We start from the raw sequence: 22,910 nt of genomic DNA, 5'->3' as shown, positions 1-22,910 counted from the left end.
AACGCTCCGAGTCTCACAGCGAACCTCCGCTGAGGTGCAGGTAAAGCTGTTCCAGCGAAGGGCGGCCAAAGCGCAGCAGATTGGGCGGTTGCGGCTGGTCGGCGATGAACTGGCACAGGCGCGCCAGCTGGGCGCTGTCGATGCGCTCGATGCGGCAGCCGCGGGTGGTCGGCTGGTATTCCAGGCGCAGCTCGGCGAGCAGTGCAGCGAGGCCGGGTGGCGGTGCGCCGGGCCATTCCAGCAGCAGGCCGTGGTCATCGCCAAGCAGCTGGCGCTTGTCCAGGTCGAGGCGCACCCGGCCTTCGGCGAGCAGCACGATCCGCTGCGCCAGGCGCTCGATCTCGTCCAGGTAATGGCTGGTGTAGATCACCGCGCAGCCCTCGCGGGTGAGCGCCTGCACGGCATCGAGCAGCAGCTCGCGCGAGTGCGCGTCGACACCCACCGTGGCCTCGTCGAACAGGTACAGGCCGGCGGGCTGGAGCAGGCCGATGGCGAAATTGAGCCGACGCTGCTGCCCGCCGGACAGGCGCGACGCACGCTGCCCGAGTAATCGTTCGAGGCGAGTCGCGTGAATGCAACGCTGCAGACCTGTGTTACGTTCGGGGCCGCGCAGTCGATAGAGATCGGCGAACAGCTGAAGGTTTTCCCGGACGCTCAGCTCGGCATAGAAGGCCGGTTGCTGCGGCACCAGGCCGATTCCGGGTTTGCCGTGCCAGCGGATTTCGCCCTGCTGCGGTTGGCGCAGGCCGGCGATCAGCGAGAGCAGGGTGGTCTTGCCGGCGCCGTTGCTGCCCAGCAGGCCGACGCATTCGCCTGCGACAATGCGCAAATCGATGCCATCCAGCGCCGGCCGCTCGGCGTCGGGATAGCGGAAGCCCAGATCATGCAGCTCAAGCATGGACGAGGACCAGCAACAGGCGACCATCGAGCAGCAGCCGCTCGTCGCTGTGAATGCTGAACGCGTAGAGCGCGCCGGCCGGGCTGAGCGCTTCCTGGGTCGCGCTGACCCGCAGCGGGCCATTGCGCTCGGCGGGCTCGTGGTGCAGTTGCAGCGCGCTCAGCTTGCCCACCAGCGCCATCTCGATGGATTTTCCGTCGCCGTATAGGGCACCATGCGCGCCGCATAATTGCGCCGCCGCCTCGAACAGCAGGCAGGGCGAGGCGTCAGGACCGAATGGCTGCAGATGGGACCAGGCGCTCAGGCCGCTGATGCTGCTGGCGTCGTGTTCGACCACGCAGTCCAGCCAGAGCGCAGGCCCCTGATGCGGCAGCAGGCTGAGCAGTTGGGTTCGGTCCATCGTGAAGACTGCGTGAATATTGGCGGGCCGAAGTGTATCAGATGGCCCCATGAGGTTGCCGTCCACCATGGTGGGCTATCAGGCTGTTGAAAAAGGTAGGCGAGGCAGGCAAGAGGAGCCTGTTTAACGACGTATTGCCAACGCAGGTGGTTTTTCAACGGCCTGAAACGCTCGAAGGAGATTAATGATGCTGCAGGCTGGTTTTTTCCTGCTGGGTACGCTGATCCTGGCCTGGCTGTCGCGTGCCTCGTTGCGCCAGCCGCGCTCGCACGGCTTCCCGCGTTTTCTGGCCTGGGAGGCGATCCTTGCGCTGCTGGCGCTCAATGGTCCGGTCTGGTTCGATGACCGCTATGCCGCGCACCAGATGGTGTCCTGGGTGTTGCTGCAGACTTCCATCGCCGTGCTGATCGCCGGGCTGTACATGCTGCGGCGCGTCGGCAAGACGGATCAGGCGCGCGGGGATGACGAACTGTTCGCCTTCGAGAAAACCTCGCAGCTGGTGACCGTGGGCATCTTCAGGTATATCCGCCATCCCATGTACTGCTCGCTGTTGCTGCTGGCCTGGGGCATCTTCTTCAAGCAGCCGGAGCTGCTCGGCCTGCTGCTGGCGCTGGCCGCCTCGTTGTTCCTGTGGCTGACGGCGCTACGTGACGAGGAAGAATGCCTGGCCTACTTCGGCGAGGACTATCGCCACTATATGCGGCGCAGCAAACGCTTTATCCCCTTCGTTCTGTAGCCATCGCCAAGCGGCCTGAAAGCGGTGTCGCCACGGCTGATTTCCAGACGGGCATGCCGAACCCGGTGAACCCCGTTATGATGCCTGAACCCCGCAGCACAGAACCTGGAGTGTGCCATGCAGACCTTGCATCCGGAGATCAAACCCTACGCGCGGCATGAGCTGGCGGTCGAAGCGCCGCATGTGCTTTACGTCGACGAAAGCGGTTCGCCGGACGGTCTGCCAGTGCTGTTCGTGCATGGTGGCCCGGGCGGTGGCTGTGATGCCCTGAGTCGGCGTTTCTTCGACCCCAACCTGTACCGCATCATCACCTTCGATCAGCGCGGCTGCGGTCGCTCGACACCCCATGCCAGCCTGGAAAACAACACCACCGCGCATCTGATCGCCGACATGGAGCGCATCCGCGAATTTCTCGGCATCGACAAATGGGTGCTGTTCGGTGGCTCCTGGGGTTCGACGCTGTCGCTGGCCTATGCCCAGGCGCATCCCGAGCATGTGCATGCGCTGATCCTGCGCGGCATCTTCCTTTGCCGCCCGCACGAGTTTTCCTGGTTCTATCAGGAGGGCGCCAGCCGCCTGTTCCCCGACTACTGGCAGGACTTCATCGCGCCGATTCCGCCGGAAGAGCGCGGCGACCTGATGCAGGCGTTCTACAAGCGTCTGACCGGCACCGACCAGATCGCCCAGATGCACGCAGCCAAGGCCTGGTCCTGCTGGGAAGGGCGGACCGCCACGCTACGGCCCAGCCATGACGTGGCGGAGCGCTTCGCCGATACTCACCGGGCGCTGGCCATGGCGCGGATCGAGTGCCACTACTTCGTCAACGATGGCTTTCTCGAACCTGACCAGCTGTTGCGCGACATGCACAAGATCGCGCACCTGCCGGCCATCATCGTCCATGGCCGTTATGACGTTATCTGCCCACTGGAAAACGCCTGGCAATTGCACGAGGCCTGGCCCGGCAGCGAACTGCAGATCATCCGCGAAGCGGGGCACTCGGCTACCGAGCCAGGCATCTGCGATGCTCTGGTGCGTGCCGCCAGTGGTATCGCCCACCGGCTGTTGAACCTGCCGCCCGAGGATGCCTGATGAAGGCATTGATCCAGCGTGTGCGGAAGGCGCGGGTCGAAGTGGCCGGCGAGATCGTCGGAGCCATAGATCAGGGGCTGTTGGTGCTGGTCGGCGTCGAGCGTGAGGATGACCGTGCCCGTGCGGACAAACTGTTGCACAAGCTGCTGCGCTATCGGGTATTTGCCGACGACGAGGGGCGGATGAACCGCTCGCTGAGCGATATCGGCGGCGGCCTGCTGCTGGTTTCGCAATTCACCCTGGTCGCCGATACCCGCAGTGGGTTGCGACCGAGTTTCTCCAGTGCCGCATCGCCGGCGCAGGGCGAAGAGCTTTACGAGTATCTGCTGGCCCAGGCACGGCATCAGCATGTTCAGGTCGCCAGCGGACGCTTTGGTGCCGATATGCAGGTGCATCTGCAGAACGACGGCCCGGTGACCTTTCTGCTGGAAAGCTGAGCGTCTAGCGTCCGGAAGGCTCCAGCCCGTTGTCGTGCAGCCAGGTGATGGCGTATTCGCGCAGCTGGACGGCCTGGTAGTCGAGCCAGGCCTGGCGCACCTCGGGAAAATCCTCCAGCTTGAAATCAAAGGTGCGCAGAGGCCTGCGACTGCGCAAAGCGGTGCTCAGTACGGCATGGGCGTTGGGATCGTGCTGGGTGAACAGGAAGGCCTCGCGCATGGCGATGGACTGCGGCAGGTCGAGCGCTTCGATATGCAGGAAACGGTCGAGCTGGACGTCGTATTTCTCATCGGCGCCTGGACGCGATTCCCCCGGAAATACAGCGCGGATTTCGCCGCTTTCCAGATCCAGGTAATGCTCGCAGGCATCGCGCGCATCCAGGGCGTATTCGAGGCGGTGCAGATCAATGGTCAAAGGTCGCATGGCAGGGACTGCTCTTGGGGCTCAGAGGCTCTGACCCATTTGCATCCATTGCGTGCATTACGTTTATCGGTACTGGTTCGCGTTCTGACGAGATGGCTTGTTCAGCCAGGCGGGCTCTTCAGAAAAGCCGTGCCAGCAGCGCGCTGACGGCGGTCTCGACCCGCAGGATGCGTTCGCCCAGCTGCACCGGCGTGAGACCGGCCTCGCTCAGCTTCTCCACTTCATAGGGTATCCAGCCGCCTTCGGGGCCGATGGCCAGGGTGACCGGGCGCTCCACCGCGCGTGGGCAGTGCGGAAAATCACCGGGATGACCGACCAGTCCAAGGCTGCCGGCGGTGAGCTGCGGCAGGCGGTCCTCGACGAAGGGCTTGAAGCGCTTTTCGATGATGACCTCGGGTAGCACCGTGTCGCGTGCCTGTTCAAGGCCGAGTAACAGCTGTTCACGAATCGCTGCTGGCTCCAGAAAGGGCGTCTGCCAGAAGCTCTTTTCCACTCGATAGCTGTTGAGCAGCACCAGCCGTGGTACGCCCATGGTGGCGACCGTCTGCAGCACGCGACGGAGCATCTTCGGGCGCGGCAGGGCCAGCAGCAGGGTGATGGGCAGCTTGGCTGGTGGTGGCTGGTCGAAGGTGACCTGCAGCTCGGCAGACGCCATGTCCAGGCGCAGCAGTCGGCCTTCGCCCATCTCGCCGCCAAGCAGGCCGACCCGCAGGGTTTCACCGGCCTCGGCGCGGTGGACTTCCTGCAGGTGCTTCAACCGGCGGCCATCGAGCAGCACCCGGTCGGCGGCAACGAAATCCGCCGGCTCCAGCAGCAGCAGGTTCACGGACGCGAGACGGGTGGTTGGTCGCGCTCGGGCTTGTCTTCATCGGCGTCGCCGCGAAATTCCGCTTCGCGCTTGCTGATCATGCTGCCGCAGATCACGCCAGCCTCGAACAGCAGCCACATCGGCACAGCCAGCAGCGTCTGCGAGAATACGTCGGGCGGCGTCAGCACCATGCCGATCGCGAAGCAGCCGACGATCACGTAGGGACGACTCTTGCGCAGTGTCGCCACATCGACGAGGCCGACCCAGATCAGCAGGAAGGTCGCCACCGGAATCTCGAAAGCCACCCCGAAGGCGAAGAACAGCGTCAGCACGAAATCCAGGTATTGGCCGATATCGGTCATCATTGCCACGCCTTCGGGCGTCACGCTGGCGAAGAAGCCGAACATGATGGGGAAGACCACGAAATAGGCGAATGCCATGCCGGCATAGAACAGGATGATGCTGGAAATCAGCAGCGGTACGGCGATGCGCTTCTCATGCTTGTACAGGCCGGGGGCAATGAAGCCCCAGATCTGGTGCAGGATCACCGGCATCGACAGAAACAGCGACACCATCAGGGTCAGCTTGAACGGTGTCAGGAACGGCGAGGCGACGCCGGTGGCGATCATGGTCGCACCTTCCGGCAAGTACGTGCGCAGGGGCGCTGCCACCAGAGCGTAGATCTGTTGCGAGAAATAGAACAGGCCGGCGAACAGCAGCAATATCGCCACTACGCAGCGCAGTAGACGCTTGCGCAGTTCGGTCAGGTGAGCGATCAGGGGCATTTCCTGATCGGTGCCGGTATCGTGACTCATGGTTCGGGGGATCTGTCCGTGCGAGGAGCGGGGGCTGATTCGACAGGCGTGGCCGTTTCGGTCGGTTTGGCCGGTTCAGTCGATTCGGTCGGGGCTTTGGTGGTGCTGGAGGAGGGTGGCATGATGCTCTCCTTCAGCTCCTTCTCAAGGTCGAGAATGCGCTCGTTATGCAGCTGGCGGCGGATTTCGTCGGCGCCGATCTCTCGCTCGACCTCGGCCTTGATGTTGCTGAAACTGCGTTTCAGGCGGCCTACCCACAAGCCGGCAGTGCGCACCGCGCCGGGCAGACGCTCGGGGCCGAGTACGAACAGGGCCACCAACCCGACCAGGAGCAGTTCAGTGAAACCGATATCGAACATGCCTCAGTTCTTCTTGGTCGGATCTTCGACCTTGCGGGCCTCGGCGTCGATGGTGTGGCTCTGCTTCTCTTCGACACCGGGCTTTTCCTCATCGGTGCCCATCGACTTGCGGAAACCCTTGATCGCATCACCCAGGTCCGAACCCAGGCCCTTGAGGCGCTTGGTGCCGAACAGCATGACGACGATCAGCAGGATGATCAGGAGTTGCCAGACGCTTATTCCACCGAAACCCATGGTGCTACCTCCGAAAAATGAATCAGTTGTGCGGGCGCGCGGCTTTTTCCGCGTGCCCGGAAAGGCCGAAGCGGCGGTCCAGTTCGTCCAGTACCGCCTGGGGATGCTGGTCGAGCGCGGCCAGCATGACCAGGCTGTGAAACCACAGATCTGCGGTTTCACCGATCAGCTCGCGGGCATCGCCGCTGGCGGCGGCATCCTTGGCTGCAAGGATGGTTTCCACCGACTCCTCGCCAACCTTTTCCAGAATCTTGTTCAGGCCCTTGTGGTACAGGCTGGCCACGTAGGAGCTGTCCGGCTCGGCGCCCTTGCGGGCTTCCAGCACCTCGGCCAGGCGGGCGAAGGTTTCACTCATGCTTGTGCTCCGCATAGATGGCGTGCGGGTCCTTGAGGACCGGTTCGACGGTTTTCCATTCGCCATTCTCGAACACCCGGTAGAAGCAGCTTTCCCGGCCGGTATGGCAAGCGATGCCGCCCAGTTGCTCGATCATCAGCACGATCACGTCGGCGTCGCAGTCCAGGCGCAGCTCATGCAGTTTCTGGATGTGTCCTGACGCCTCGCCCTTGCGCCACAGCTTGCCGCGTGAGCGCGACCAGTAGATGGCGCGGTTTTCCTGCGTGGTCAGCGTCAGCGCTTCGCGGTTCATCCAGGCCATCATCAGGATGCGCCCGGTTTGGTAATCCTGCGCGATGGCCGGAACCAGGCCATCGGCGTTCCACTTGATCTCGTCCAGCCAGTTCATCGATTTCTCCGCTGATGGCGCCAAGTGTGCCAGCCCGAATCGGCCATGGCTATCGGCGCACGACGATGTACCCGCCGGCTCCCAGCATCAGCCACGCCGGCCAACTGCCGAAGGTGACGAATGACTCGGTGCCGGCAGCCAGAACAGCGCCACCGGCGAGCAGCACTGCGCCAATCAGTCGCAGCGACCAGCCATGGTGGCGCTCGCGCCAGGGCGGTGCGGGATTGTTGGCATGCGGCTGCGACATGTGTTCGAGTAGCTCGCGGGCCATGCCGGCCAGGTGCGGTATCTGCTCGATCTGGCCCTGCACGTTCTTCAGCAGCTGCCTGGGGCTCATGCGCTCGCGCATCCAGCGTTCCAGGTAGGGCTGGCCGGTGCTCCACAGGTCCAGGTCCGGATACAGCTCGCGGCCCAGGCCTTCGATGTTGAGTAGGGTCTTCTGCAACAGCACCAGCTGCGGTTGCACTTCCATGTTGAAGCGCCGCGCCACCTGGAACAGCCGGACCAGCAGCTGACCGAAGGAGATGTCCTTCAGCGGCTTCTCGAAGATCGGCTCGCATACGGTACGGATCGCCGCCTCGAACTCGTTGACCTTGGTTTCCGCCGGCACCCAGCCCGAATCGATGTGCAGCTGCGCCACCTTGCGGTAGTCGCGCTTGAAGAAGGCCATCAGATTGCGCGCCAGGTAATCCTGGTCTTCCGGTGTGAGGCTGCCGACGATGCCGAAGTCCACCGCGATGTACTGCGGGTTCCACGGCTGCTGGGTGCTGACGAAGATATTGCCGGGGTGCATGTCGGCATGGAAGAAGCTGTCGCGGAAGACCTGGGTGAAGAAGATCTCCACGCCGCGCTCGGCCAGCTGCTTCATGTCGGTGCGCTGCTCGGCCAGCCTGGCCATGTCAGTGACCGGCACACCGTAGATGCGCTCCATCACCAGTACCTGGGGGCGGCAGTAGTCCCAGTGGATCTGCGGTACATAGAGCAGCGGCGAGTCCTGGAAATTGCGTCTGAGCTGGCTGGCGTTGGCGGCTTCGCGCAGCAGGTCGAGCTCGTCGTGGATGGTCTTGGCGTAATCCTCGACCACTTCCACCAGATGCAGGCGGCGAGCGTCGATGGAGGCGCGCTCGGCAGTTCTGGCGAGCATGAACAGCCAGGCCAGATCCTGATTGATGATCGGCTTGAGATTGGGCCGCACCACCTTGACCACCACTTCCTCGCCGCTGCGCAGTTGCGCCGCATGCACCTGGGCCACCGAGGCGGAGGCCAGCGGCGTGCTGTCGAAACGGGCGAACACTTCGCCTACCGGCGCGCCCAGCTGGCGCTCGATCAGGGCAGTGGCGATGGCCGAATCGAAGGGCGGTACACGGTCCTGCAGCATCGCCAGCTCTTCGGCGATGTCCAATGGCAGCAGGTCGCGGCGGGTGGAAAGAATCTGCCCGAACTTGATGAAGATCGGTCCCAGTCCCTCCAGCGCCAGGCGCAGCCGCGCCCCGCGGGACAGTTCGCTGGAGCGCCGTGGCAGCCAGCGCCAGGGCAGCAGATAGCTGCTCGCGCGCAGCCACCAGGGCATCGGCAGATCGAGGATGAGGTCGTCCAGGCGGTAGCGGATCACCACCAGCAGGATGCGGAACAGGCGGTGGATGGCGGCGAACGGCTTCATTCGGCTTGATCTGGTTGCAGGGAGTGGGTGAGGCGTTCGACCCGCGCTTCGAGGCGGTCGAGTGCCAGCTTGAGTCGGTCGAGTTCGGCGAAGCGGGCTTGCGCTTCGTTGTCGCCGACCAGGGTACGGGATTCCTCGTTGAGATAATCGGCCAGGTTCAGGCGCAGGCTGTCGCCGCTTTGCCTGGCCCAGGCGAGCGGCCCGCGCAGGCTGCTGCTGAGAAACTGGCTGGCGACTGGCCCGAGCCAGCGCGACACCTCGTATTCCCAGTCCAGCTCCAGATCCTGCAGCACCTCGGCAAGCTGCATCAGCAGGGCGCTGTCACCGTCGATTTCCACCTCGGGTCCATGCAGCACGGCGGTCTTGTTGCGGCTGAAAGCCAGGTGCGTCAGGCTCGATGCCGGTGCGCGCAGACGGCAATCGGCGTCGCTGCCCCAGTCGCTCGCCAGGCGCAGGCCTTCGTCGTCGGCCAGCACGAACAGGCGCCAGGCCGGCGCCGTGCAGTCGATCTCGATGACGCGCCCGCTCAGCCGCGCCAGTCGCGGCAGGGCGCTCGGGTCCAGGCGCAGCACGCGGTTGATGCCGCGTTCGGCTGCGGCCAGCACGGCGAGCTGCAGCATCAGGGCTTGATGCCGCGATGCAGGGCGACGATGCCGCCGGTCATGTTGTGATAGGTCACACGCTCGAAGCCGGCGTCGGCCATCATGCCCTTGAGGGTTTCCTGGTCCGGGTGCATGCGGATCGACTCGGCCAGGTAGCGGTAGCTGTCGGCATCGTTGGTGATCAGCTTACCCATCATCGGCAGCAGGCTGAACGAGTAGGCATCGTAGGCCTTGGAGAACAGCGGATTGGTGGGCTTGGAGAATTCCAGCACCAGCAGCCGTCCGCCCGGCTTGAGCACCCGCAGCATCGAGGCGATGGCATCTTCCTTGTGGGTGACGTTGCGCAGACCGAAGGCGATGGTGACCACGTCGAAGTGATTGTCCGGGAAGGGCAGCTTCTCGGCGTCGGCCTGGACGAAGCTGATGTTGCCCGCCACGCCCTTGTCCAGCAGCTTGTCGCGACCGACCCTGAGCATCGAGGCATTGATGTCGGCCAGCACCACTTCGCCGGTGGGGCCGACGATGCGCGAGAACTGCCGCGCCAGATCGCCGGTGCCGCCAGCGATGTCCAGCACGCGGTTGCCGTGCCGCACGCCCGACAACTCGATGGTGAAACGCTTCCAGAGGCGATGCACGCCGCCGGACATCAGGTCGTTCATCAGGTCGTACTTGGCGGCCACGGAATGGAAAACCTCGGCCACCTTGTGCGCTTTTTCGCTCTCCGCCACGTTCTTGTAGCCGAAGTGGGTGGTGGGTTCTGCGTCATGCTCTTTGCGAGGATCGGTCATGTCACTGTCACCGGAAGAATGTGCGGGGCATTCTAAACCTAAAAGGCAGCGGTGAGCTTCAAGCGGCAAGCCTCGAGAAAATTTGTCCGGGGCGTTCGGCCTCCATCGTGCGGATTGCCGCTTGCCAGACCGTGGTCGAGTGCGCTCCGCGTTCAGCGCTGACTCCGCTCCAGGAAATCCCGCGACAGGCGCGCCACTTCATCGAGGTGGGTTTCCAGCAGCCAATGGCCGCCATCCTCGAACAGGTGCAGCTCGGCGTTCGGCAGGTCGCGCAGGTAGGCCCGTGCCGACCCTTCGGGCATGTAGCCGTCGCGAGGGCCCCAGACGATCAGGGTGGGAGGCTGATGGTCACGCAGGTACGCCTGGTAGCGGGGAAACCAGGTCAGGTTCTCCTTGAGCCCCGCGATCACCTGCACCGCGATTTCCTTGCGCCGCGGCGACATGAGCGCCCAATGCAGGTGCCAGAGATCCGGCGGGATGCGCTTGGCCAGTTCCGGCTCCACTTCGTTGAGAAACTCTTCCTCGAAGCCTTCGAGGCTGACCGCGTCGGCCAGCCCGGCGCGCGCCTGCGGGGTCGGGTTGGCGAAGAAGCGTTGCAGCGCGGCGTACTTGGGCCCCAGTTGGTCCTCGTAGATGTCGCCGTTCTGCACGATCAGCGCGGTAATGCGCTGCGGCTGGGCGATGGCCAGGCGCAGGCCGATCTGCGAACCGAAGTCGTGCAGGTAGAGCGCGAAGCGCTCGATGCCCAGCTGGCGGGTGAAGCGCTCGAGAAAATCGGCATAGCCGTCGAAATCGTAGGCGAAGTCGTCCGGCGTCGCGCTGTAGCCGCAGCCTGGGAAATCCGGCGCGAGCAGCCGCCAGCGGTCGGCGAGCAACGGCATGAGGCCCCTGAATTCATAGGAGGAGCACGGGTATCCGTGAGGCAGTAGCACGACAGGCGCGTCCTGCGGCCCGGCGGCGCGGTAGAAGACGTCGATGCCGTCGAGATCGAGATGATGGTGGGTAACATGGCAGACGGACATGGCTAGGGCTCCGGTAGTCGCAGGTGATGGGCGATTGACTACGTTCGAACCTGAGCTTTGACCGTGTGCGTGTCGGCCTGCTCATCGTTTCCGCTGCCGTTGGGCGGGGAAGGTCAGGGGTGGCTGCCATGCAGCGCAGCCGAGCCACCTTTCAAAGCATCAGCTTGACCGCCGAGATATCCGGGTCGCGGGATTTGCCGGCGTCGGCCAGGGCCTGGAGATAGTCGTCCCAGAGTGACTGCTGGTTGCGCGACAGATGGTCGAGGTATTCCCAGCTGTAGAGGCCGCTGTCATGGCCGTCGCTGAAGGTCAGTTTCAGCGCGTACTGCCCGGCGGGCTCCACGCCTTCCAGCGCGACGTTGATCTTGCCGGTCTGCAGCACCGGGTTGCCGTGGCCCTGGACCTCGGCGGAGGGCGAATGCACCCGGAGGAACTCGGCCGGCAGGCTGTAGCGCTCGTTGGGGCCGTATTCCAGTTCCAGGGTTTTCGAGGCCTTGCGGAGTTTTATCTGAGTGGGGATGCGCATGAGAAAAACCGAAAAGAGACTGGGGGCTGGGAGGCTGAACGACGGACGCTTTTTCGTCCAGCCGTAGCCTGGATTAGCCGTAGGCGTAATCCGGGGGCGAAGCGTCATCCGACGTGCAAGCCAGTAACATCTTACCCGCTGGAACCTTCGTTCGGCGGATCGGTGAAGCATTGATCCGCCCTACGCCTGGCCCGTGCTTAAAGGATGTAACGCGAAAGATCCTCGTCTGCCGCCAGCTCGCCCAGGTGCTCGTTGACGTAGGCGGTGTCGATGCGGATCGGCTCGCCGTTCTGCTGGCCGGCCAGGTCGCCGGCGCTGAAGGAGACTTCCTCCAGCAGGCGTTCGAGCAGGGTGTGCAGGCGGCGTGCACCGATGTTCTCGGTCTTCTCGTTGACCTGCCAGGCGATCTCGGCCAGGCGCTTGATGCCGTCGGCGGCGAATTCGATATGCAGCCCTTCGGTCTTCAGCAGCTCGCGGTACTGTTCGGTGAGCGAGGCGTGCGGTTCGCTGAGGATGCGCTCGAAGTCTTCCGGCGACAACGCCTTGAGCTCCACGCGAATCGGCAGGCGGCCCTGCAATTCAGGCACCAGATCGCTCGGCTTGGACAGGTGGAAGGCGCCGCTGGCGATGAACAGGATATGGTCGGTCTTGACCATGCCCAGCTTGGTGTTGACCGTGCTGCCCTCGATCAGCGGCAAAAGGTCGCGCTGCACACCCTCGCGGGACACGTCGGCGCCGCCGGTGTTGCCGCGCTTGGCGACCTTGTCGATCTCGTCGATGAAGACGATGCCGTTCTGTTCCACCGCTTCCAGCGCGCGGGCCTTGAGTTCTTCCTCGTTGACCAGGCGTGCGGCTTCCTCGTCGCGCACCAGCTTGAAGGCTTCCTTGATCTTCAACTTGCGGCTCTTCTTCTTGCCCTTGCCCATGTTGGCGAAGAGGTTCTGCAACTGGCTGGTCATCTCTTCCATGCCGGGTGGGGCCATGATCTCGACGCCAGCGGGGCTTTCGGCGACCTCGATGTCGATTTCCTTGTCGTCCAGCTGGCCTTCGCGCAGGCGCTTGCGGAACAGCTGGCGGGTGTTGGAATCGCTGCTCGGCGCAGGGTCTTCGTTGAAACCAGGGCGTGCCGGCGGCAGCAGGGCGTCGAGGATGCGCTCTTCGGCGGCATCTTCGGCGCGGTGCTGCATCTTCTGCACTTCCTGCTCGCGCAGCATCTTCAGCGCGGCGTCGGCCAGGTCGCGGATGATGGACTCGACATCGCGACCGACATAGCCGACTTCGGTGAACTTGGTCGCTTCCACCTTGATAAAGGGCGCGTTGGCCAGTTTGGCCAGACGCCGGGCGATCTCGGTCTTGCCCACGCCAGTGGGGCCGATCATCAGGATGTTCTTCGGGGTGACTTCAGGGCGCAGCTCGGCGGACAGCTGCATGCGCCGCCAGCGGTTGCGCAGGGCGATGGCCACGGCGCGCTTGGCGTCGTCCTGGCCGATGATGTGGCGGTTGAGTTCGTGGACGATCTCGCGGGGCGTCATGGACATGTTCGGTACTCCGGAAGCGGACGCGCTCAGATGGCGCTATCCAGTTCCTCTATGGTCAGATTCTGATTGGTGAAGACGCAGATGCTGCCGGCGATGTTCAGCGCGGTCTCGGCGATTTCCTGGGCGGACATCTCTTCGCCGCCCTTGCGCATCAGCGCCATGGCCGCCGCCTGGGCGAAACCGCCGCCCGAGCCCATGGCGATCAGGTCGTCCTCGGGCTGCACCACGTCGCCATTGCCGGTGATGATCAAGGATGCGTCCTTGTTGGCCACGGCGAGCATGGCTTCCAGGCGGCTGAGGGAACGGTCGGTGCGCCAGTCCTTGGCCAGCTCGACGGCGGCCCGCACCAGATGGCCCTGGTGTTTTTCCAGCTGGCCCTCGAAGCGCTCGAACAGGGTGAAGGCGTCGGCGGTGGCGCCGGCAAAACCGGCCAGCACCTGGCCATGATAGAGGCGCCGGACCTTCTTGGCGTTGCCCTTCATGACGGTGTTGCCCAGGGAAACCTGGCCGTCGCCGCCCATGACGACTTTGCCGTTGCGGCGTACTGAAACGATGGTGGTCAAGGGAAAATCTCCACGCGGCGGGGCGATGAATGCCCGAATTCGCTTGATATGGGGGAGGCAGCGAGGCTTTTCAACCGGTCGGCTCACGCCCGCTCTGGTAGGGCCGAACTTGTTCGGCCTTTGCCCCTCCCGTGGCCGAATGAATGCGGCCCTACAGGGCGGGGTGCGGCGGAGGTCGCGTTCGGTTTCAGGCCGCGGCGATGACCTTGCGCAGACGCACCGGAATCGATTTCGCCGCCGGCACCTTGCTGCGCTTGGCGTGATGCCAGACCGGCAGCAGCACGTTGCACTCGGGGTAGTAGCTGGCGCAGCAGCCTTCGGGAATGTCGTAGGGCGTCACGCGCAGGGGGCCGACCGAGCGATGCAGGCCATCGTCGACCTCGGTCATCGCTTCGATCTGGTCGCCTTCGGCCAGGCCCAGGCGGACGATGTCGTTGCGGTTCATCAGGATCACCATGCGCGTGCCATGGATGCCGCGGAAGCGGTCGTTGTAGCCATACACGGTGGTATTGAACTGGTCGTTGCTGCGCAGCGTCATCAGTTGCAGCACATCGTGGCGCTCGTGGCCGCCGGCTTCGGTATCGGGATTCTGCTCCAGCTGCGGCGGGTTGATGAAGTTGGCCTTGCCGGTTTCCGTATCCCACTGGCGCTGGCTGGCGCCGAGCGGTCGATGGAAGCCGCCGGGCTCCATCATGCGCCGGTTGAAGTCGTGGAAGATCTCGGGATAGCTCTCGGCGATGGCGTCGCGGATCAGGCTGTAGTCGCCGACCCAGGCGTCCCAGTCCAGGTTCGGGTTGGGCGCCAGCGCGGCCTTGGCCAGGCGCGCGACGATGGCCGGCTCCGACAGCAGCAGCTCGCCGGCAGGTTCCGCCACGCCGCGCCAGGCGTGAATGCAGGCGGTGCTGTCTTCGGTGGTGTTGCGTTGCTCGCCCGTGGCCTGGCGGTCGATCTCGGTGCGGCCCAGGCACGGCAGGATATAGGACACCTCGCCGGTAATCAGATGGCTGCGGTTGAGCTTGGTGGACACCTGCACCGACAGGCGCAGGTGGCGCCAGGCAGGTTCGATCTGCGAGGTATCGGGCACCGCGCGGACGAAATTGCCACCCATGGCGATAAAGCCCCGGATGCGCCCGTTGATGATGCCCTCGCAGGCTTCGACGGTATTGACGCCATCCTCGCTCGGCGGCTCGAAACCGAACTGCCGGCGCAGGTTGTCGACCGGCGCCTTCGCCGCCTTTTCGGTGATGCCGACGGTGCGCTGGCCCTGCACGTTGGAATGGCCGCGCACCGGGAGAATGCCGGCGCCTTCCTTGCCCATGTTGCCGCGCAGCAGGAGCAGGTTGACCAGCATCTGCACCGCCTCGACGCCATGCCGATGCTGGGTGATGCCCATGCCGTAGGCGACGATCACCCGCTGGCAGCCGGCGTAGGCGGTGGCGGCAGCTTCCATCGCCGTGCGGCTGAGGCCCGCGCGGCGCTCCAGCACCGGCCAGGCATAGCTGCGCACGCGCTGCTCGAAGGCGTCGAAGCCGTGAGTGTGCTGGGCAATGAACTCGACATCCAGCACCCGTGGCCTGCCGCTTGCCTGCGCCTCGTCGTCCATGGCGAACAGCGCCTTGCAGATGCCGGTGACGGCGGCGATATCCCCGCCAATGGCCAGTTGATGATACTGGGTGCTGATCACCGTGCTGTCCGGGGTGAGCATTTGCGTGGGCGATTGCGGATCGACGAAACGCTCCAGCCCGCGCTCGCGGATGGGGTTGAAGGTGATGATCTGCGCGTCGCGTTTCCGCGCCTCCTGCAGTTCATGCAGCATGCGCGGGCTGGAGGTGCCGGTGTTCTGGCCGAAGAAGAACAGCCCGTCGGTCTTTTCCATGTCGTTCAGGGTGACGGTCGCCACCGGCACGCCGATGCTCTCCGGCAACGCCACCGAGGTGCTTTCATGGCACATGTTGGAGCTGTCGGGCAGGTTGTTGGTGCCGTACATCCGCGCCAGCACGCCATACATGTAGGCGGTTTCCAGCGAAGCGCGACCGGACATGTAGAAGACCACCTGGTTGGGGTCGCTCATGGCTTTCATTTGCTGTCCGATCTCGGCGAAGGCACTGTCCCAGCTGACGGGCTTGTACTTGTCGCTGGTGGCGTCGTAGCGCATGGGGTGGGTCAGGCGGCCCTGGTGCTCCAGATCGAAGTCGGTCCAGTTGAGCAGCTCGCTGACGGTGTGCGTGGCGAAGAATTCCGGGCCGCAGCGGCGACTGGTATTTTCCCAGGCGGTGGCCTTGGCGCCGTTCTCGCAGAACGACAGGGGGCGCGCCGGGTGCGGCTTGGCCCAGGCGCAACTGACGCAGGCGAAGCCGTCGATGGGCTTGTTCTGCCTGAGCAGCAGCGAGGCGCCGGACAGCGGGATCTTCTCGCGGATCAGGATATTGGCGACCGAATAGGCCGAGCCCCAGCCGCCGGAAGGTGCGTGATAGGGCTTGAAGGTGGGTTGGCTCACGGCGTGCTCCTTGGTCTTTGCCGGGGAGGCACAAGTTACGACGCGGTGTGGTGCGAAATGTTCAGCCTTGAAGTATGTATGCTTCTTTCGGCTCAACGGCCTGTTAATCCATGGCGAAGCCAAGCTGGCGCCAGGCTTCATAGACGGCGACCGCCACGGTGTTGGAGAGATTCAGGCTACGGCAGTCGGGGCGCATTGGCAGGCGCAGGCGTCGTTCGATGGGCAGGGCATCGCGGATATCAGCCGGGAGGCCACGGCTTTCGGGGCCGAACAGAAAGGCATCGCCGCGCTGGAAGGCGACGTCATGAAAGGCCTGCGAGCCTTTGGTGGTAAAGCCGAACAGGCGCGGATGGCCAAGGCTGGCCAGGCAGCTGTCCAGATCGGCGTGACGCTTGAGCGGCGCGTATTCGTGATAATCCAGCCCGGCGCGGCGCAGACGCTTGTCGTCCAGCTCGAAGCCCAGCGGTTCGATCAGGTGCAGGCTGCAGCCGGCATTGGCGCAGAGCCTGATAATGTTGCCGGTATTGGGCGGGATTTCCGGTTGGAAAAGGATCACGTGGAACATGGCTGGCACCGAATCTGAAAACGGCGAACATTCTACTGCGGCAGGCGATCCTGCGGCGGACGACCCGCGACCGCGCCTGCGCCGGCGCTTTTTCGCGTCCCTGGTGCTGATCGGTCTGCTGGTGGGCATGATGATTGGTCGGCTGACGACGCCGGAGCCGGCACGGCTGATCGACGTGGAAACCTTCGAGGACAGCCTGCGACTGCGCTTCAATGTGCAGACGGTCTATCGGCAGGCATCCGTCGATGGCGCCTATGCCCTGCTGCTGCAGGCCCAGGGCCGCGAGCGCGCCGGGCAACTGATGCTCAATGGCCAGAGCATTCGCTGGCGTGTGCAGCCCGCCGAGCACGGCCTGACCCTGCATCTGGTCGCCTTGAGGCCGCTGCGGGTGCAGGCGACCGAAGGGGAAGCGGGCGGTGATTGGGTGTTGGACTTGAAGCTGCAAACGGCAAGCCTGTAGGTCGGTTACGCTTCACCGACCCGACAAGCGGGCTTTCATTCCTCATCCTCATCTTCCCCGCCATCGCCCATGCCCAGTTCCTTGATCTTGCGGGTCAGGGTGTTGCGGCCCCAGCCGAGCAGCAGGGCGGCGTCGCGGCGGCGACCGGCGGTGTGCTTGAGCGCCGTTTCGATCATGATCCGCTCGAAGGCCGGCACGGCTTCATCGAGCAGGCCGGACTGGCCGCGCGTCAGCGCGTGGTCAGCCCAGTGGCGCAGCGCCTGTTCCCAGCTGTGCGCCGGCATGGCATGGGTGGGCTGGTTGAGCAGCTCCGGGGGCAGGTCGGCGACATGCACTTCGCGTCCCGAGGCCATCACCGTGAGCCAGCGGCAGGTATTCTCCAGCTGCCGCACGTTGCCTGGCCACGGCAGATTTTGCAGGTACTGCGCCGTGTCGGGCTTGAGCAGCTTGGTCTCCACCGCCAGTTCCTGTGCGGCGCTGGCGAGAAAGTGCTCGGCCAGCGCCGGAATATCCTCGCGGCGATCCGCCAGCCGGGGAATATGGATGCGGATGACATTCAGGCGGTGGAACAGGTCTTCGCGAAACTTGCCGGCCTGCACCAGGTTTTCGAGGTCCTGATGGGTGGCGGCGATGATGCGCACATCGACCCGCACCGGAGTATGCCCGCCGACCCGGTAGAACTCGCCATCGGCCAGCACCCGCAGCAGGCGGGTCTGGGTATCGGCCGGCATGTCGCCGATCTCGTCAAGGAACAATGTGCCGCCATCGGCCTGCTCGAAGCGGCCACGGCGCTGGTTGGCGGCGCCGGTGAAGGCGCCCTTCTCGTGGCCGAACAGCTCGGACTCCATCAGGTCCTTGGGGATCGCCGCCATGTTCAGCGCGATAAACGGTGAGGCGGCACGCGGGCTGTGGCGGTGCAGGGCGTGGGCGACCAGCTCCTTGCCGGTGCCGGACTCGCCGTTGATCAGTACGGTGATATTGGAGTGGCTGAGGCGACCGATGGCGCGGAACACCTCCTGCATCGCCGGGGCTTCGCCGATTATTTCAGGGGTGTGGTGGTGATCCGGCGGCTCCTGCAGATTCTGCTGCTCTTGCGTGTGCTGATGGGCGCGCTTGACCAGCGATACCGCATCATCGACATCGAAGGGCTTGGGCAGGTACTCGAAGGCCCCGCCCTGGTAGGACGCCACCGCGCTGTCGAGGTCCGAGTGCGCGGTCATGATGATCACCGGCAGGCGCGGGTACTGCTTGCGGATCTGCGCCAGCATCTCCAGGCCGCTGGCGCCGGGCATGCGGATATCGGAGATGATCACGTCCGGCTGCTGGCGGCTCAGGCGGGCGAGCACGCCATCGGCGCTGTCGAAGCTCTGCGTGGTCATGCCTTCCTGTTGCAGGGCCTTTTCCAGTACCCAGCGGATGGAGCGGTCGTCGTCGACGATCCAGACGGTTTCGCTTTGGCTCATGCTCAGGAGGCTCCTTGTTCCAGCGGCAGGAAGAGAGAGAACGCGGTATGACCGGGATGGCTCTCGCATTCGATCAGGCCCTGGTGCTGGCTGACGATGTTCTGGGTGATGGCCAGGCCCAGCCCGGTACCATCCGGGCGACCACTGACCATGGGGTAGAACAGGGTGTTCTGCAGTTCGGCGGGGATGCCCGGACCGTTGTCGATGATCTCGATGCGCGCCACCAGCCGATGGCGCACATGGCCGATGGTGAACTGGCGCAGGGTGCGAGTGCGCAGGGTCAGGCGGCCCAGACCCAGTCCGCTCTGGCCGGCCAGCGCCTGCATGGCGTTGCGCATGATATTGAGCACGGCCTGGATCATCTGTTCGCGATCCATCAGCACTTCCGGGATGCTCGGGTCGTAGTCGCGCACCAGGGTGAGGCTGCCCTGGCATTCGGCTTCGATCAGGCTGGCGACATGCTCCAGCACTTCATGGATGTTGGTCATCGACAACGACGGCAGCTTGTTCGAGCCGAGCATACGGTCGACCAGATTGCGCAAGCGGTCGGCCTCCTCGATGATCACGGCGGTGTAGTCGGTCAGGTGCTCGTCGGGCAGCTCGCGGGCCAGCAGTTGCGCCGCGCCGCGAATGCCGCCGAGCGGGTTCTTGATCTCGTGGGCCAGGCCGCGCACCAGCATGCGGGTGGTTTCGTGGGTGGACAGCTGCGCCTCCTCCTTGCTGATGCGCAGCAGCCGGTCGCGCGGCAGCACTTCCAGCAGCAGCCTGGTCTGCTGGCGGCTGAGGATGGGCGTGACCGCATAATCGACCGTCAGCGACTGGCCGCTGGCAGAGGTCAGCGTCGCTTCGCGCTTGGTAAAGGGGTGCGCCTCTTCCACCGCCTGGCGCAAGGAGGCCAGCGCTTCTGCCGATTCGGTGAACAGCTCGCTGATGAACTGCCCATGGCTGCGCTGACCGCTGACGGCGAGCAGCATTTCAGCGGCCGGATTCATGTACTCCACGTGCAGACGTGAATCCAGCAGCAGGGTCGCGGTGGTCAGGTTCTCGATCAGCAGGCGTTGCAGGGCTTCATTGATCATGGCTGTCTGCATCCGGTATGAGGTGCGGAAAATGCAAGAAGCAAACCAAGTGTTCATTTCTTCGGCGAGAAGCGCCATGCACCAGAGCGGCGCGTTCGGGAGGGAAATGAAACGGGGCGAGCGGGTACGTCTATGCACCATTTAGGTGCATAGAATGCTCACAGAAAGGGCACGAAAGGAATATTTTTCTTTTTGGGCGGTTTGTCCTTCAGCGGGCATTCCGGGCGAACGCCGTAATCGTCCTTCTGGCAGGGTTTGACCATGCGTCGCTGCGCAAGCGAGGTGCGCATCATATGGAAGGTGCGTGGTGGGCTGTGCAGGAGCGCCTGCTCCTGGCTGTCGATGATTTCCGCAACCAGCTGATGGCTGCCGCGGTCGATGCTTTCCAGCGCAAGGGTCGCGCCATCGCTGGTGGCGATCGGATTACCATCCAGCAGCAGCCGGTATTGATGGCCGGGTTGCAGGGCCGGCTCGCTGATCACGCTGACGACCAGCGAGCCGGCGTTATTACGCAGGGTGGCGTCCGGCTCCGGCTGCAGGATTTCCAGTCGCTGGTAGACCGCCACGGATTCGCTGCGGACTTTTTCCCTGGCCGGCGAGGGGGCTGCGACCGGCGGCGCCGGCATGCTGTTGGTGGGGCTGGATTTGACCGCTTCGACCACCCGTCCGCCGGGGCGGTCGGTGAAGGCGCGATTGCCCTGCTCGTCGATATAGGAATAGATCTGGCCTGTTGCTGGCAGCGCGAGCGTCAGCAGCAGGCCAAGCGTCCCGAACCGGGCATATCGCTTCATCGATGTGCTGGGCTGGAGGTATGGACGCGCTGCACCGTAAAGGTCTCTGCGGTGCGTTGCAGCACCTGCTCGCCTGCGAGCACTTCGATTTCCAGCTGGTGAGTGCCGCGATCGATGTTGTTCAGCTGCAGCGAGGTGGACCGGCTGGCCGGCGCCTGCGGTATGCCATCGAGCAGAAAACGCAGCTGGTGGCCCTGTTGCAGCGCCGGATCGAGGTGTGCGGTGACGGTGAAGGTGCCGTTGTTGGCGCGTAGTGCTTCATCATCCGGGATGCCGCCAATCGCCAGGATTCGGTAGGGCTGCCGCTGTTCGTCCTGGCGGTCGTCGGCCAGTGGCGGCGGCGGTTCGGGCGTCTTGATATGCACGGTATTGGCCGGCGGCAACTTCACCTCGTCCGCCACAACGCCATCCGGTGGCTGGTTGGTAAAGACGGTGTTGCCCTTGTCGTCGGTGTATTTGTAGATCTGCGCCAGGGCCGGGACGCTCAGAATCAGAAGCAGGCTGAACAATGCAGTGCGCATGGGAAGCTCCGCGAGGTTTGAAGGCTGAAGCCTTGCACCGCTTGGGCCGACAGGCAAGTTCGAACGGTGTGAATTGTGGCGCTGTCGATGTGCGGCGCTGCGTGGAGGCGGGCCGGCTTCAGCTGCGAATGAGCCGTGGGGAGCAGAGGCGTCAATGTTCACGAACCCGTAGGAGCGGGCCATGCCCGCGAACAATCCTGCGCCATCAACGACAAGGCCTCCCGAAGGAGGCCTTGTGATGTATAGCTGCTGTTTAGACGCTGTAGTACAGGTCGTATTCCAGCGGATGCACGAAGGTGCGCACCTTGATCTCTTCTTCGCCCTTGAGCTCCAGGTAGGCGTCGATGAAGTCATCGCTGAACACGCCGCCCTTGGTCAGGAAGGCGCGACCCTTGTCGAGTTCCTCCAGCGCTTCCTTCAGGCTGCCGCACACCTGCGGGATCAGCTTGCCTTCTTCCGGCGGCAGGTCGTAGAGGTTCTTGTCGGCGGCATCGCCGGGGTGGATCTTGTTCTGGATGCCGTCCAGGCCAGCCATCAGCAGTGCGGCGAAGCACAGGTAAGGGTTGGCAGCCGGGTCCGGGAAACGTGCTTCGATACGGCGAGCCTTGGGGCTGGACACGTACGGAATGCGGATCGAGGCGGAGCGGTTGCGCGCCGAGTAGGCCAGCATCACCGGGGCTTCGAAGCCCGGAACCAGGCGCTTGTACGAGTTGGTCGACGGGTTGGTGAAGCCGTTCAGCGCCTTGCCGTGCTTGATGATGCCGCCGATGAAGTACAGCGCGGTCTCGGACAGGCCGGCATAGCCTTCGCCGGAGAAGGTGTTCTTGCCATCCTTGGAGATGGACATGTGCACGTGCATGCCCGAGCCGTTGTCGCCGTAGAGTGGCTTGGGCATGAAGGTGGCGGTCTTGCCGTAGGCGTCGGCGACGTTGTGCACGCAGTACTTGAGGGTCTGGACTTCGTCGGCCTTTTTCACCAGGGTGTTGAACTTGACGCCGATTTCGTTCTGGCCGGCAGTCGCCACTTCGTGGTGATGCACTTCGACGACCAGGCCCATCTCTTCCATGGCGTTGCACATGGCGGTACGGATTTCATGGTCGTGATCGCACGGCGGAACCGGGAAGTAGCCGCCCTTGACGGCGGGGCGATGGCCCTTGTTGCCGCCTTCGACGTCCTGGTCGGTCATCCAGGAGCCCTGCTCGGAATAGATCTTGAACATCGAGCCGGAAATGTCCGACTTGAATTTCACCTGATCGAAGATGAAGAACTCCGGCTCCGGGCCGACGAACACAGTGTCGCCGATGCCGGTGGTCTTGAGGAATTCCTCGGCGCGCTTGGCGATGGAGCGCGGGTCGCGGTCGTAGCCCTGCATGGTGCTCGGCTCGACGATGTCGCAGACCAGAATCAGTGTCGGCTCTTCGGTGAACGGATCGAGCACGGCGGTTTCGTCGACGGGCATCAGGATCATGTCGGAGGCTTCGATGCCTTTCCAGCCATGCACGGACGAGCCATCGAACATCTTGCCGTGCTCGAAGAAATCCTCGTCCTCGGCGTCGCGAGCCGGAATGGTCAAGTGGTGTTGCTTGCCCTTGGTGTCGGTGAAGCGCAGATCAATCCACTTCACATCGTAATCTTTGATCAGTTGAAGCGACTTCGACATGGTGTTCTCCAGATAGTGGAAGCGCTGACAGGGATGCTTCCGAAGCAGGGTGAAGCCGGGCGGCGATGTTCCGCCAAAGGCGACCTGCCTCACAAGAGAGCAAATTGCGTGCCATTGCTCTTTTATGGACAAGAAGTGCCTGAGTCGGGGCGCTTTTCCGGGGCGTGAATTCCAGCCCGACCGTCATCGCCTGTTTGGCGCACCATAATAGTGCGCGGCTTGGGTTTTTCGA

General features: G+C 64.0%; 27 protein-coding genes. 4 read left to right on the top strand and 23 right to left on the bottom strand.

Annotated elements, in window-relative coordinates:
• Positions 1 to 13: 13 nt before the first annotated feature.
• Together ACYCFC_RS16605 and ACYCFC_RS16600 are read right to left on the bottom strand one after the other, a co-directional pair.
• Positions 14 to 898 (bottom strand): ABC transporter ATP-binding protein, encoded by an 885-nt coding sequence (locus ACYCFC_RS16605; RefSeq protein ID WP_459652277.1) that lies wholly within the window; start codon positions 896 to 898, stop codon positions 14 to 16.
• Positions 891 to 1,298: a beta-hydroxyacyl-ACP dehydratase gene (locus tag ACYCFC_RS16600; RefSeq protein ID WP_459652276.1), complete on the bottom strand. Its 408-nt coding sequence runs from the start codon at positions 1,296 to 1,298 to the stop codon at positions 891 to 893. The genes ACYCFC_RS16605 and ACYCFC_RS16600 overlap by 8 nt, the downstream gene beginning before the upstream one ends.
• A 184-nt stretch (positions 1,299 to 1,482) precedes the next feature.
• Between ACYCFC_RS16600 and ACYCFC_RS16595 the strand changes: the two genes are divergently transcribed.
• From ACYCFC_RS16595 to dtd, 3 genes are all read left to right on the top strand, one after another.
• Positions 1,483 to 2,034 (top strand): methyltransferase family protein, encoded by a 552-nt coding sequence (locus ACYCFC_RS16595; RefSeq protein ID WP_459652275.1) that lies wholly within the window; start codon positions 1,483 to 1,485, stop codon positions 2,032 to 2,034.
• A 117-nt stretch (positions 2,035 to 2,151) separates the two neighbouring features.
• Positions 2,152 to 3,123 (top strand): prolyl aminopeptidase, encoded by a 972-nt coding sequence (gene pip / locus ACYCFC_RS16590; protein ID WP_181085724.1) that lies wholly within the window; start codon positions 2,152 to 2,154, stop codon positions 3,121 to 3,123.
• A complete protein-coding gene (dtd, locus tag ACYCFC_RS16585; RefSeq protein WP_459652274.1) occupies positions 3,123 to 3,560 on the top strand; it encodes a D-aminoacyl-tRNA deacylase in 438 nt (145 codons plus the stop codon). The genes pip and dtd overlap by 1 nt, the downstream gene beginning before the upstream one ends.
• A gap of 4 nt (positions 3,561 to 3,564) precedes the next feature.
• On the opposite strand, the gene ACYCFC_RS16580 is transcribed toward dtd, so the two are convergent.
• The 16 genes from ACYCFC_RS16580 to trmL all read right to left on the bottom strand — a co-directional run bounded on the left by ACYCFC_RS16580 (position 3,565) and on the right by trmL (position 16,704).
• On the bottom strand, positions 3,565 to 3,984 hold the full coding sequence (locus ACYCFC_RS16580; RefSeq protein WP_459652273.1) for a UPF0158 family protein: 420 nt from the start codon (positions 3,982 to 3,984) through the stop codon (positions 3,565 to 3,567).
• A gap of 118 nt (positions 3,985 to 4,102) precedes the next feature.
• Positions 4,103 to 4,810 (bottom strand): 16S rRNA (uracil(1498)-N(3))-methyltransferase, encoded by a 708-nt coding sequence (locus tag ACYCFC_RS16575; protein WP_459652272.1) that lies wholly within the window; start codon positions 4,808 to 4,810, stop codon positions 4,103 to 4,105.
• On the bottom strand, positions 4,807 to 5,607 hold the full coding sequence (gene tatC, locus ACYCFC_RS16570; protein ID WP_181085717.1) for a twin-arginine translocase subunit TatC: 801 nt from the start codon (positions 5,605 to 5,607) through the stop codon (positions 4,807 to 4,809). Before tatC ends, ACYCFC_RS16575 begins: the two co-directional genes overlap by 4 nt.
• Positions 5,604 to 5,966, bottom strand: a complete 363-nt coding sequence (gene tatB / locus ACYCFC_RS16565; protein ID WP_181085715.1) for a Sec-independent protein translocase protein TatB — start codon at positions 5,964 to 5,966, stop codon at positions 5,604 to 5,606. The genes tatC and tatB overlap by 4 nt, the downstream gene beginning before the upstream one ends.
• A gap of 3 nt (positions 5,967 to 5,969) precedes the next feature.
• Positions 5,970 to 6,200 carry a twin-arginine translocase TatA/TatE family subunit gene (gene tatA / locus ACYCFC_RS16560; protein WP_459652271.1) on the bottom strand — a complete coding sequence of 77 codons (231 nt, stop codon included), beginning with the start codon at positions 6,198 to 6,200 and terminating at the stop codon, positions 5,970 to 5,972.
• A gap of 22 nt (positions 6,201 to 6,222) precedes the next feature.
• Positions 6,223 to 6,555 carry a phosphoribosyl-ATP diphosphatase gene (locus ACYCFC_RS16555; RefSeq protein WP_181085711.1) on the bottom strand — a complete coding sequence of 111 codons (333 nt, stop codon included), beginning with the start codon at positions 6,553 to 6,555 and terminating at the stop codon, positions 6,223 to 6,225.
• Positions 6,548 to 6,943: a phosphoribosyl-AMP cyclohydrolase gene (gene hisI, locus ACYCFC_RS16550; RefSeq protein WP_459652270.1), complete on the bottom strand. Its 396-nt coding sequence runs from the start codon at positions 6,941 to 6,943 to the stop codon at positions 6,548 to 6,550. The genes ACYCFC_RS16555 and hisI overlap by 8 nt, the downstream gene beginning before the upstream one ends.
• 49 nt (positions 6,944 to 6,992) lie before the next feature.
• Positions 6,993 to 8,603 (bottom strand): ubiquinone biosynthesis regulatory protein kinase UbiB, encoded by a 1,611-nt coding sequence (gene ubiB / locus ACYCFC_RS16545; RefSeq protein ID WP_459652269.1) that lies wholly within the window; start codon positions 8,601 to 8,603, stop codon positions 6,993 to 6,995.
• Complete coding sequence (locus ACYCFC_RS16540; RefSeq protein ID WP_459652268.1) at positions 8,600 to 9,223, bottom strand: ubiquinone biosynthesis accessory factor UbiJ; 624 nt, start codon at positions 9,221 to 9,223, stop codon at positions 8,600 to 8,602. Before ACYCFC_RS16540 ends, ubiB begins: the two co-directional genes overlap by 4 nt.
• Complete coding sequence (ubiE, locus tag ACYCFC_RS16535; RefSeq protein WP_181085704.1) at positions 9,223 to 9,993, bottom strand: bifunctional demethylmenaquinone methyltransferase/2-methoxy-6-polyprenyl-1,4-benzoquinol methylase UbiE; 771 nt, start codon at positions 9,991 to 9,993, stop codon at positions 9,223 to 9,225. Before ubiE ends, ACYCFC_RS16540 begins: the two co-directional genes overlap by 1 nt.
• 152 nt (positions 9,994 to 10,145) lie before the next feature.
• A complete protein-coding gene (locus ACYCFC_RS16530) occupies positions 10,146 to 11,015 on the bottom strand; it encodes an alpha/beta fold hydrolase (RefSeq protein ID WP_459652267.1) in 870 nt (289 codons plus the stop codon).
• Between the two features lie 151 nt (positions 11,016 to 11,166).
• Positions 11,167 to 11,541 carry a gamma-butyrobetaine hydroxylase family protein gene (locus ACYCFC_RS16525; RefSeq protein ID WP_181075840.1) on the bottom strand — a complete coding sequence of 125 codons (375 nt, stop codon included), beginning with the start codon at positions 11,539 to 11,541 and terminating at the stop codon, positions 11,167 to 11,169.
• A gap of 197 nt (positions 11,542 to 11,738) precedes the next feature.
• Entirely contained in the window at positions 11,739 to 13,079 is a 1,341-nt protein-coding gene (gene hslU, locus ACYCFC_RS16520) for an ATP-dependent protease ATPase subunit HslU (RefSeq protein WP_459652266.1), read from the bottom strand.
• A gap of 26 nt (positions 13,080 to 13,105) precedes the next feature.
• Positions 13,106 to 13,642, bottom strand: coding sequence for an ATP-dependent protease subunit HslV (gene hslV, locus ACYCFC_RS16515; RefSeq protein WP_256051602.1), 537 nt, complete (start codon positions 13,640 to 13,642; stop codon positions 13,106 to 13,108).
• Positions 13,643 to 13,829: 187 nt separating this feature from the next.
• Positions 13,830 to 16,139, bottom strand: a complete 2,310-nt coding sequence (locus tag ACYCFC_RS16510; protein WP_459652265.1) for an FdhF/YdeP family oxidoreductase — start codon at positions 16,137 to 16,139, stop codon at positions 13,830 to 13,832.
• Between the two features lie 103 nt (positions 16,140 to 16,242).
• Positions 16,243 to 16,704 (bottom strand): tRNA (uridine(34)/cytosine(34)/5-carboxymethylaminomethyluridine(34)-2'-O)-methyltransferase TrmL, encoded by a 462-nt coding sequence (trmL, locus tag ACYCFC_RS16505; protein ID WP_459652264.1) that lies wholly within the window; start codon positions 16,702 to 16,704, stop codon positions 16,243 to 16,245.
• On the opposite strand from trmL, the gene ACYCFC_RS16500 reads away from it, so the two are divergent.
• Positions 16,703 to 17,164, top strand: a complete 462-nt coding sequence (locus ACYCFC_RS16500) for a hypothetical protein (protein ID WP_459652263.1) — start codon at positions 16,703 to 16,705, stop codon at positions 17,162 to 17,164. The genes trmL and ACYCFC_RS16500 overlap by 2 nt on opposite strands.
• A gap of 35 nt (positions 17,165 to 17,199) precedes the next feature.
• On the opposite strand, the gene ntrC is transcribed toward ACYCFC_RS16500, so the two are convergent.
• The 5 genes from ntrC to glnA all read right to left on the bottom strand — a co-directional run bounded on the left by ntrC (position 17,200) and on the right by glnA (position 22,678).
• Positions 17,200 to 18,627 (bottom strand): nitrogen regulation protein NR(I), encoded by a 1,428-nt coding sequence (gene ntrC / locus ACYCFC_RS16495; protein ID WP_459652262.1) that lies wholly within the window; start codon positions 18,625 to 18,627, stop codon positions 17,200 to 17,202.
• 2 nt (positions 18,628 to 18,629) lie between these two features.
• Positions 18,630 to 19,706 (bottom strand): nitrogen regulation protein NR(II), encoded by a 1,077-nt coding sequence (gene glnL, locus ACYCFC_RS16490; protein ID WP_459652261.1) that lies wholly within the window; start codon positions 19,704 to 19,706, stop codon positions 18,630 to 18,632.
• A gap of 158 nt (positions 19,707 to 19,864) precedes the next feature.
• On the bottom strand, positions 19,865 to 20,497 hold the full coding sequence (locus ACYCFC_RS16485) for a DUF4124 domain-containing protein (RefSeq protein ID WP_459652260.1): 633 nt from the start codon (positions 20,495 to 20,497) through the stop codon (positions 19,865 to 19,867).
• A complete protein-coding gene (locus tag ACYCFC_RS16480) occupies positions 20,494 to 21,018 on the bottom strand; it encodes a DUF4124 domain-containing protein (protein ID WP_459652259.1) in 525 nt (174 codons plus the stop codon). The genes ACYCFC_RS16485 and ACYCFC_RS16480 overlap by 4 nt, the downstream gene beginning before the upstream one ends.
• A 253-nt stretch (positions 21,019 to 21,271) precedes the next feature.
• Positions 21,272 to 22,678 (bottom strand): glutamate--ammonia ligase, encoded by a 1,407-nt coding sequence (gene glnA / locus ACYCFC_RS16475; protein ID WP_181085688.1) that lies wholly within the window; start codon positions 22,676 to 22,678, stop codon positions 21,272 to 21,274.
• Positions 22,679 to 22,910 lie beyond the last annotated feature (232 nt).

The sequence above is a fragment of the Stutzerimonas sp. NM35 genome (genome assembly GCF_054604355.1).
This window is presented reverse-complemented; position numbering and strand designations above follow the sequence as displayed.

Excerpts from the sequence above, each read along its gene's own strand:
- ubiE (WP_181085704.1), bottom strand. The coding sequence starts at position 9,993 with ATGACCGATCCTCGCAAAGAGCATGACGCAGAACCCACCACCCACTTC.
- tatC (WP_181085717.1), bottom strand. The coding sequence starts at position 5,607 with ATGAGTCACGATACCGGCACCGATCAGGAAATGCCCCTGATCGCTCAC.
- ACYCFC_RS16580 (WP_459652273.1), bottom strand. The coding sequence starts at position 3,984 with ATGCGACCTTTGACCATTGATCTGCACCGCCTCGAATACGCCCTGGAT.
- ACYCFC_RS16485 (WP_459652260.1), bottom strand. The coding sequence starts at position 20,497 with ATGAAGCGATATGCCCGGTTCGGGACGCTTGGCCTGCTGCTGACGCTC.
- ACYCFC_RS16555 (WP_181085711.1), bottom strand. The coding sequence starts at position 6,555 with ATGAGTGAAACCTTCGCCCGCCTGGCCGAGGTGCTGGAAGCCCGCAAG.
- ACYCFC_RS16525 (WP_181075840.1), bottom strand. The coding sequence starts at position 11,541 with ATGCGCATCCCCACTCAGATAAAACTCCGCAAGGCCTCGAAAACCCTG.
- ntrC (WP_459652262.1), bottom strand. The coding sequence starts at position 18,627 with ATGAGCCAAAGCGAAACCGTCTGGATCGTCGACGACGACCGCTCCATC.
- pip (WP_181085724.1), top strand. The coding sequence starts at position 2,152 with ATGCAGACCTTGCATCCGGAGATCAAACCCTACGCGCGGCATGAGCTG.
- glnA (WP_181085688.1), bottom strand. The coding sequence starts at position 22,678 with ATGTCGAAGTCGCTTCAACTGATCAAAGATTACGATGTGAAGTGGATT.
- ACYCFC_RS16600 (WP_459652276.1), bottom strand. The coding sequence starts at position 1,298 with ATGGACCGAACCCAACTGCTCAGCCTGCTGCCGCATCAGGGGCCTGCG.
- tatA (WP_459652271.1), bottom strand. The coding sequence starts at position 6,200 with ATGGGTTTCGGTGGAATAAGCGTCTGGCAACTCCTGATCATCCTGCTG.
- trmL (WP_459652264.1), bottom strand. The coding sequence starts at position 16,704 with ATGTTCCACGTGATCCTTTTCCAACCGGAAATCCCGCCCAATACCGGC.
- glnL (WP_459652261.1), bottom strand. The coding sequence starts at position 19,706 with ATGATCAATGAAGCCCTGCAACGCCTGCTGATCGAGAACCTGACCACC.
- hisI (WP_459652270.1), bottom strand. The coding sequence starts at position 6,943 with ATGAACTGGCTGGACGAGATCAAGTGGAACGCCGATGGCCTGGTTCCG.
- tatB (WP_181085715.1), bottom strand. The coding sequence starts at position 5,966 with ATGTTCGATATCGGTTTCACTGAACTGCTCCTGGTCGGGTTGGTGGCC.
- ACYCFC_RS16480 (WP_459652259.1), bottom strand. The coding sequence starts at position 21,018 with ATGCGCACTGCATTGTTCAGCCTGCTTCTGATTCTGAGCGTCCCGGCC.
- ubiB (WP_459652269.1), bottom strand. The coding sequence starts at position 8,603 with ATGAAGCCGTTCGCCGCCATCCACCGCCTGTTCCGCATCCTGCTGGTG.
- ACYCFC_RS16595 (WP_459652275.1), top strand. The coding sequence starts at position 1,483 with ATGATGCTGCAGGCTGGTTTTTTCCTGCTGGGTACGCTGATCCTGGCC.
- ACYCFC_RS16500 (WP_459652263.1), top strand. The coding sequence starts at position 16,703 with ATGGCTGGCACCGAATCTGAAAACGGCGAACATTCTACTGCGGCAGGC.
- ACYCFC_RS16605 (WP_459652277.1), bottom strand. The coding sequence starts at position 898 with ATGCTTGAGCTGCATGATCTGGGCTTCCGCTATCCCGACGCCGAGCGG.
- ACYCFC_RS16540 (WP_459652268.1), bottom strand. The coding sequence starts at position 9,223 with ATGCTGCAGCTCGCCGTGCTGGCCGCAGCCGAACGCGGCATCAACCGC.
- hslU (WP_459652266.1), bottom strand. The coding sequence starts at position 13,079 with ATGTCCATGACGCCCCGCGAGATCGTCCACGAACTCAACCGCCACATC.
- dtd (WP_459652274.1), top strand. The coding sequence starts at position 3,123 with ATGAAGGCATTGATCCAGCGTGTGCGGAAGGCGCGGGTCGAAGTGGCC.
- ACYCFC_RS16530 (WP_459652267.1), bottom strand. The coding sequence starts at position 11,015 with ATGTCCGTCTGCCATGTTACCCACCATCATCTCGATCTCGACGGCATC.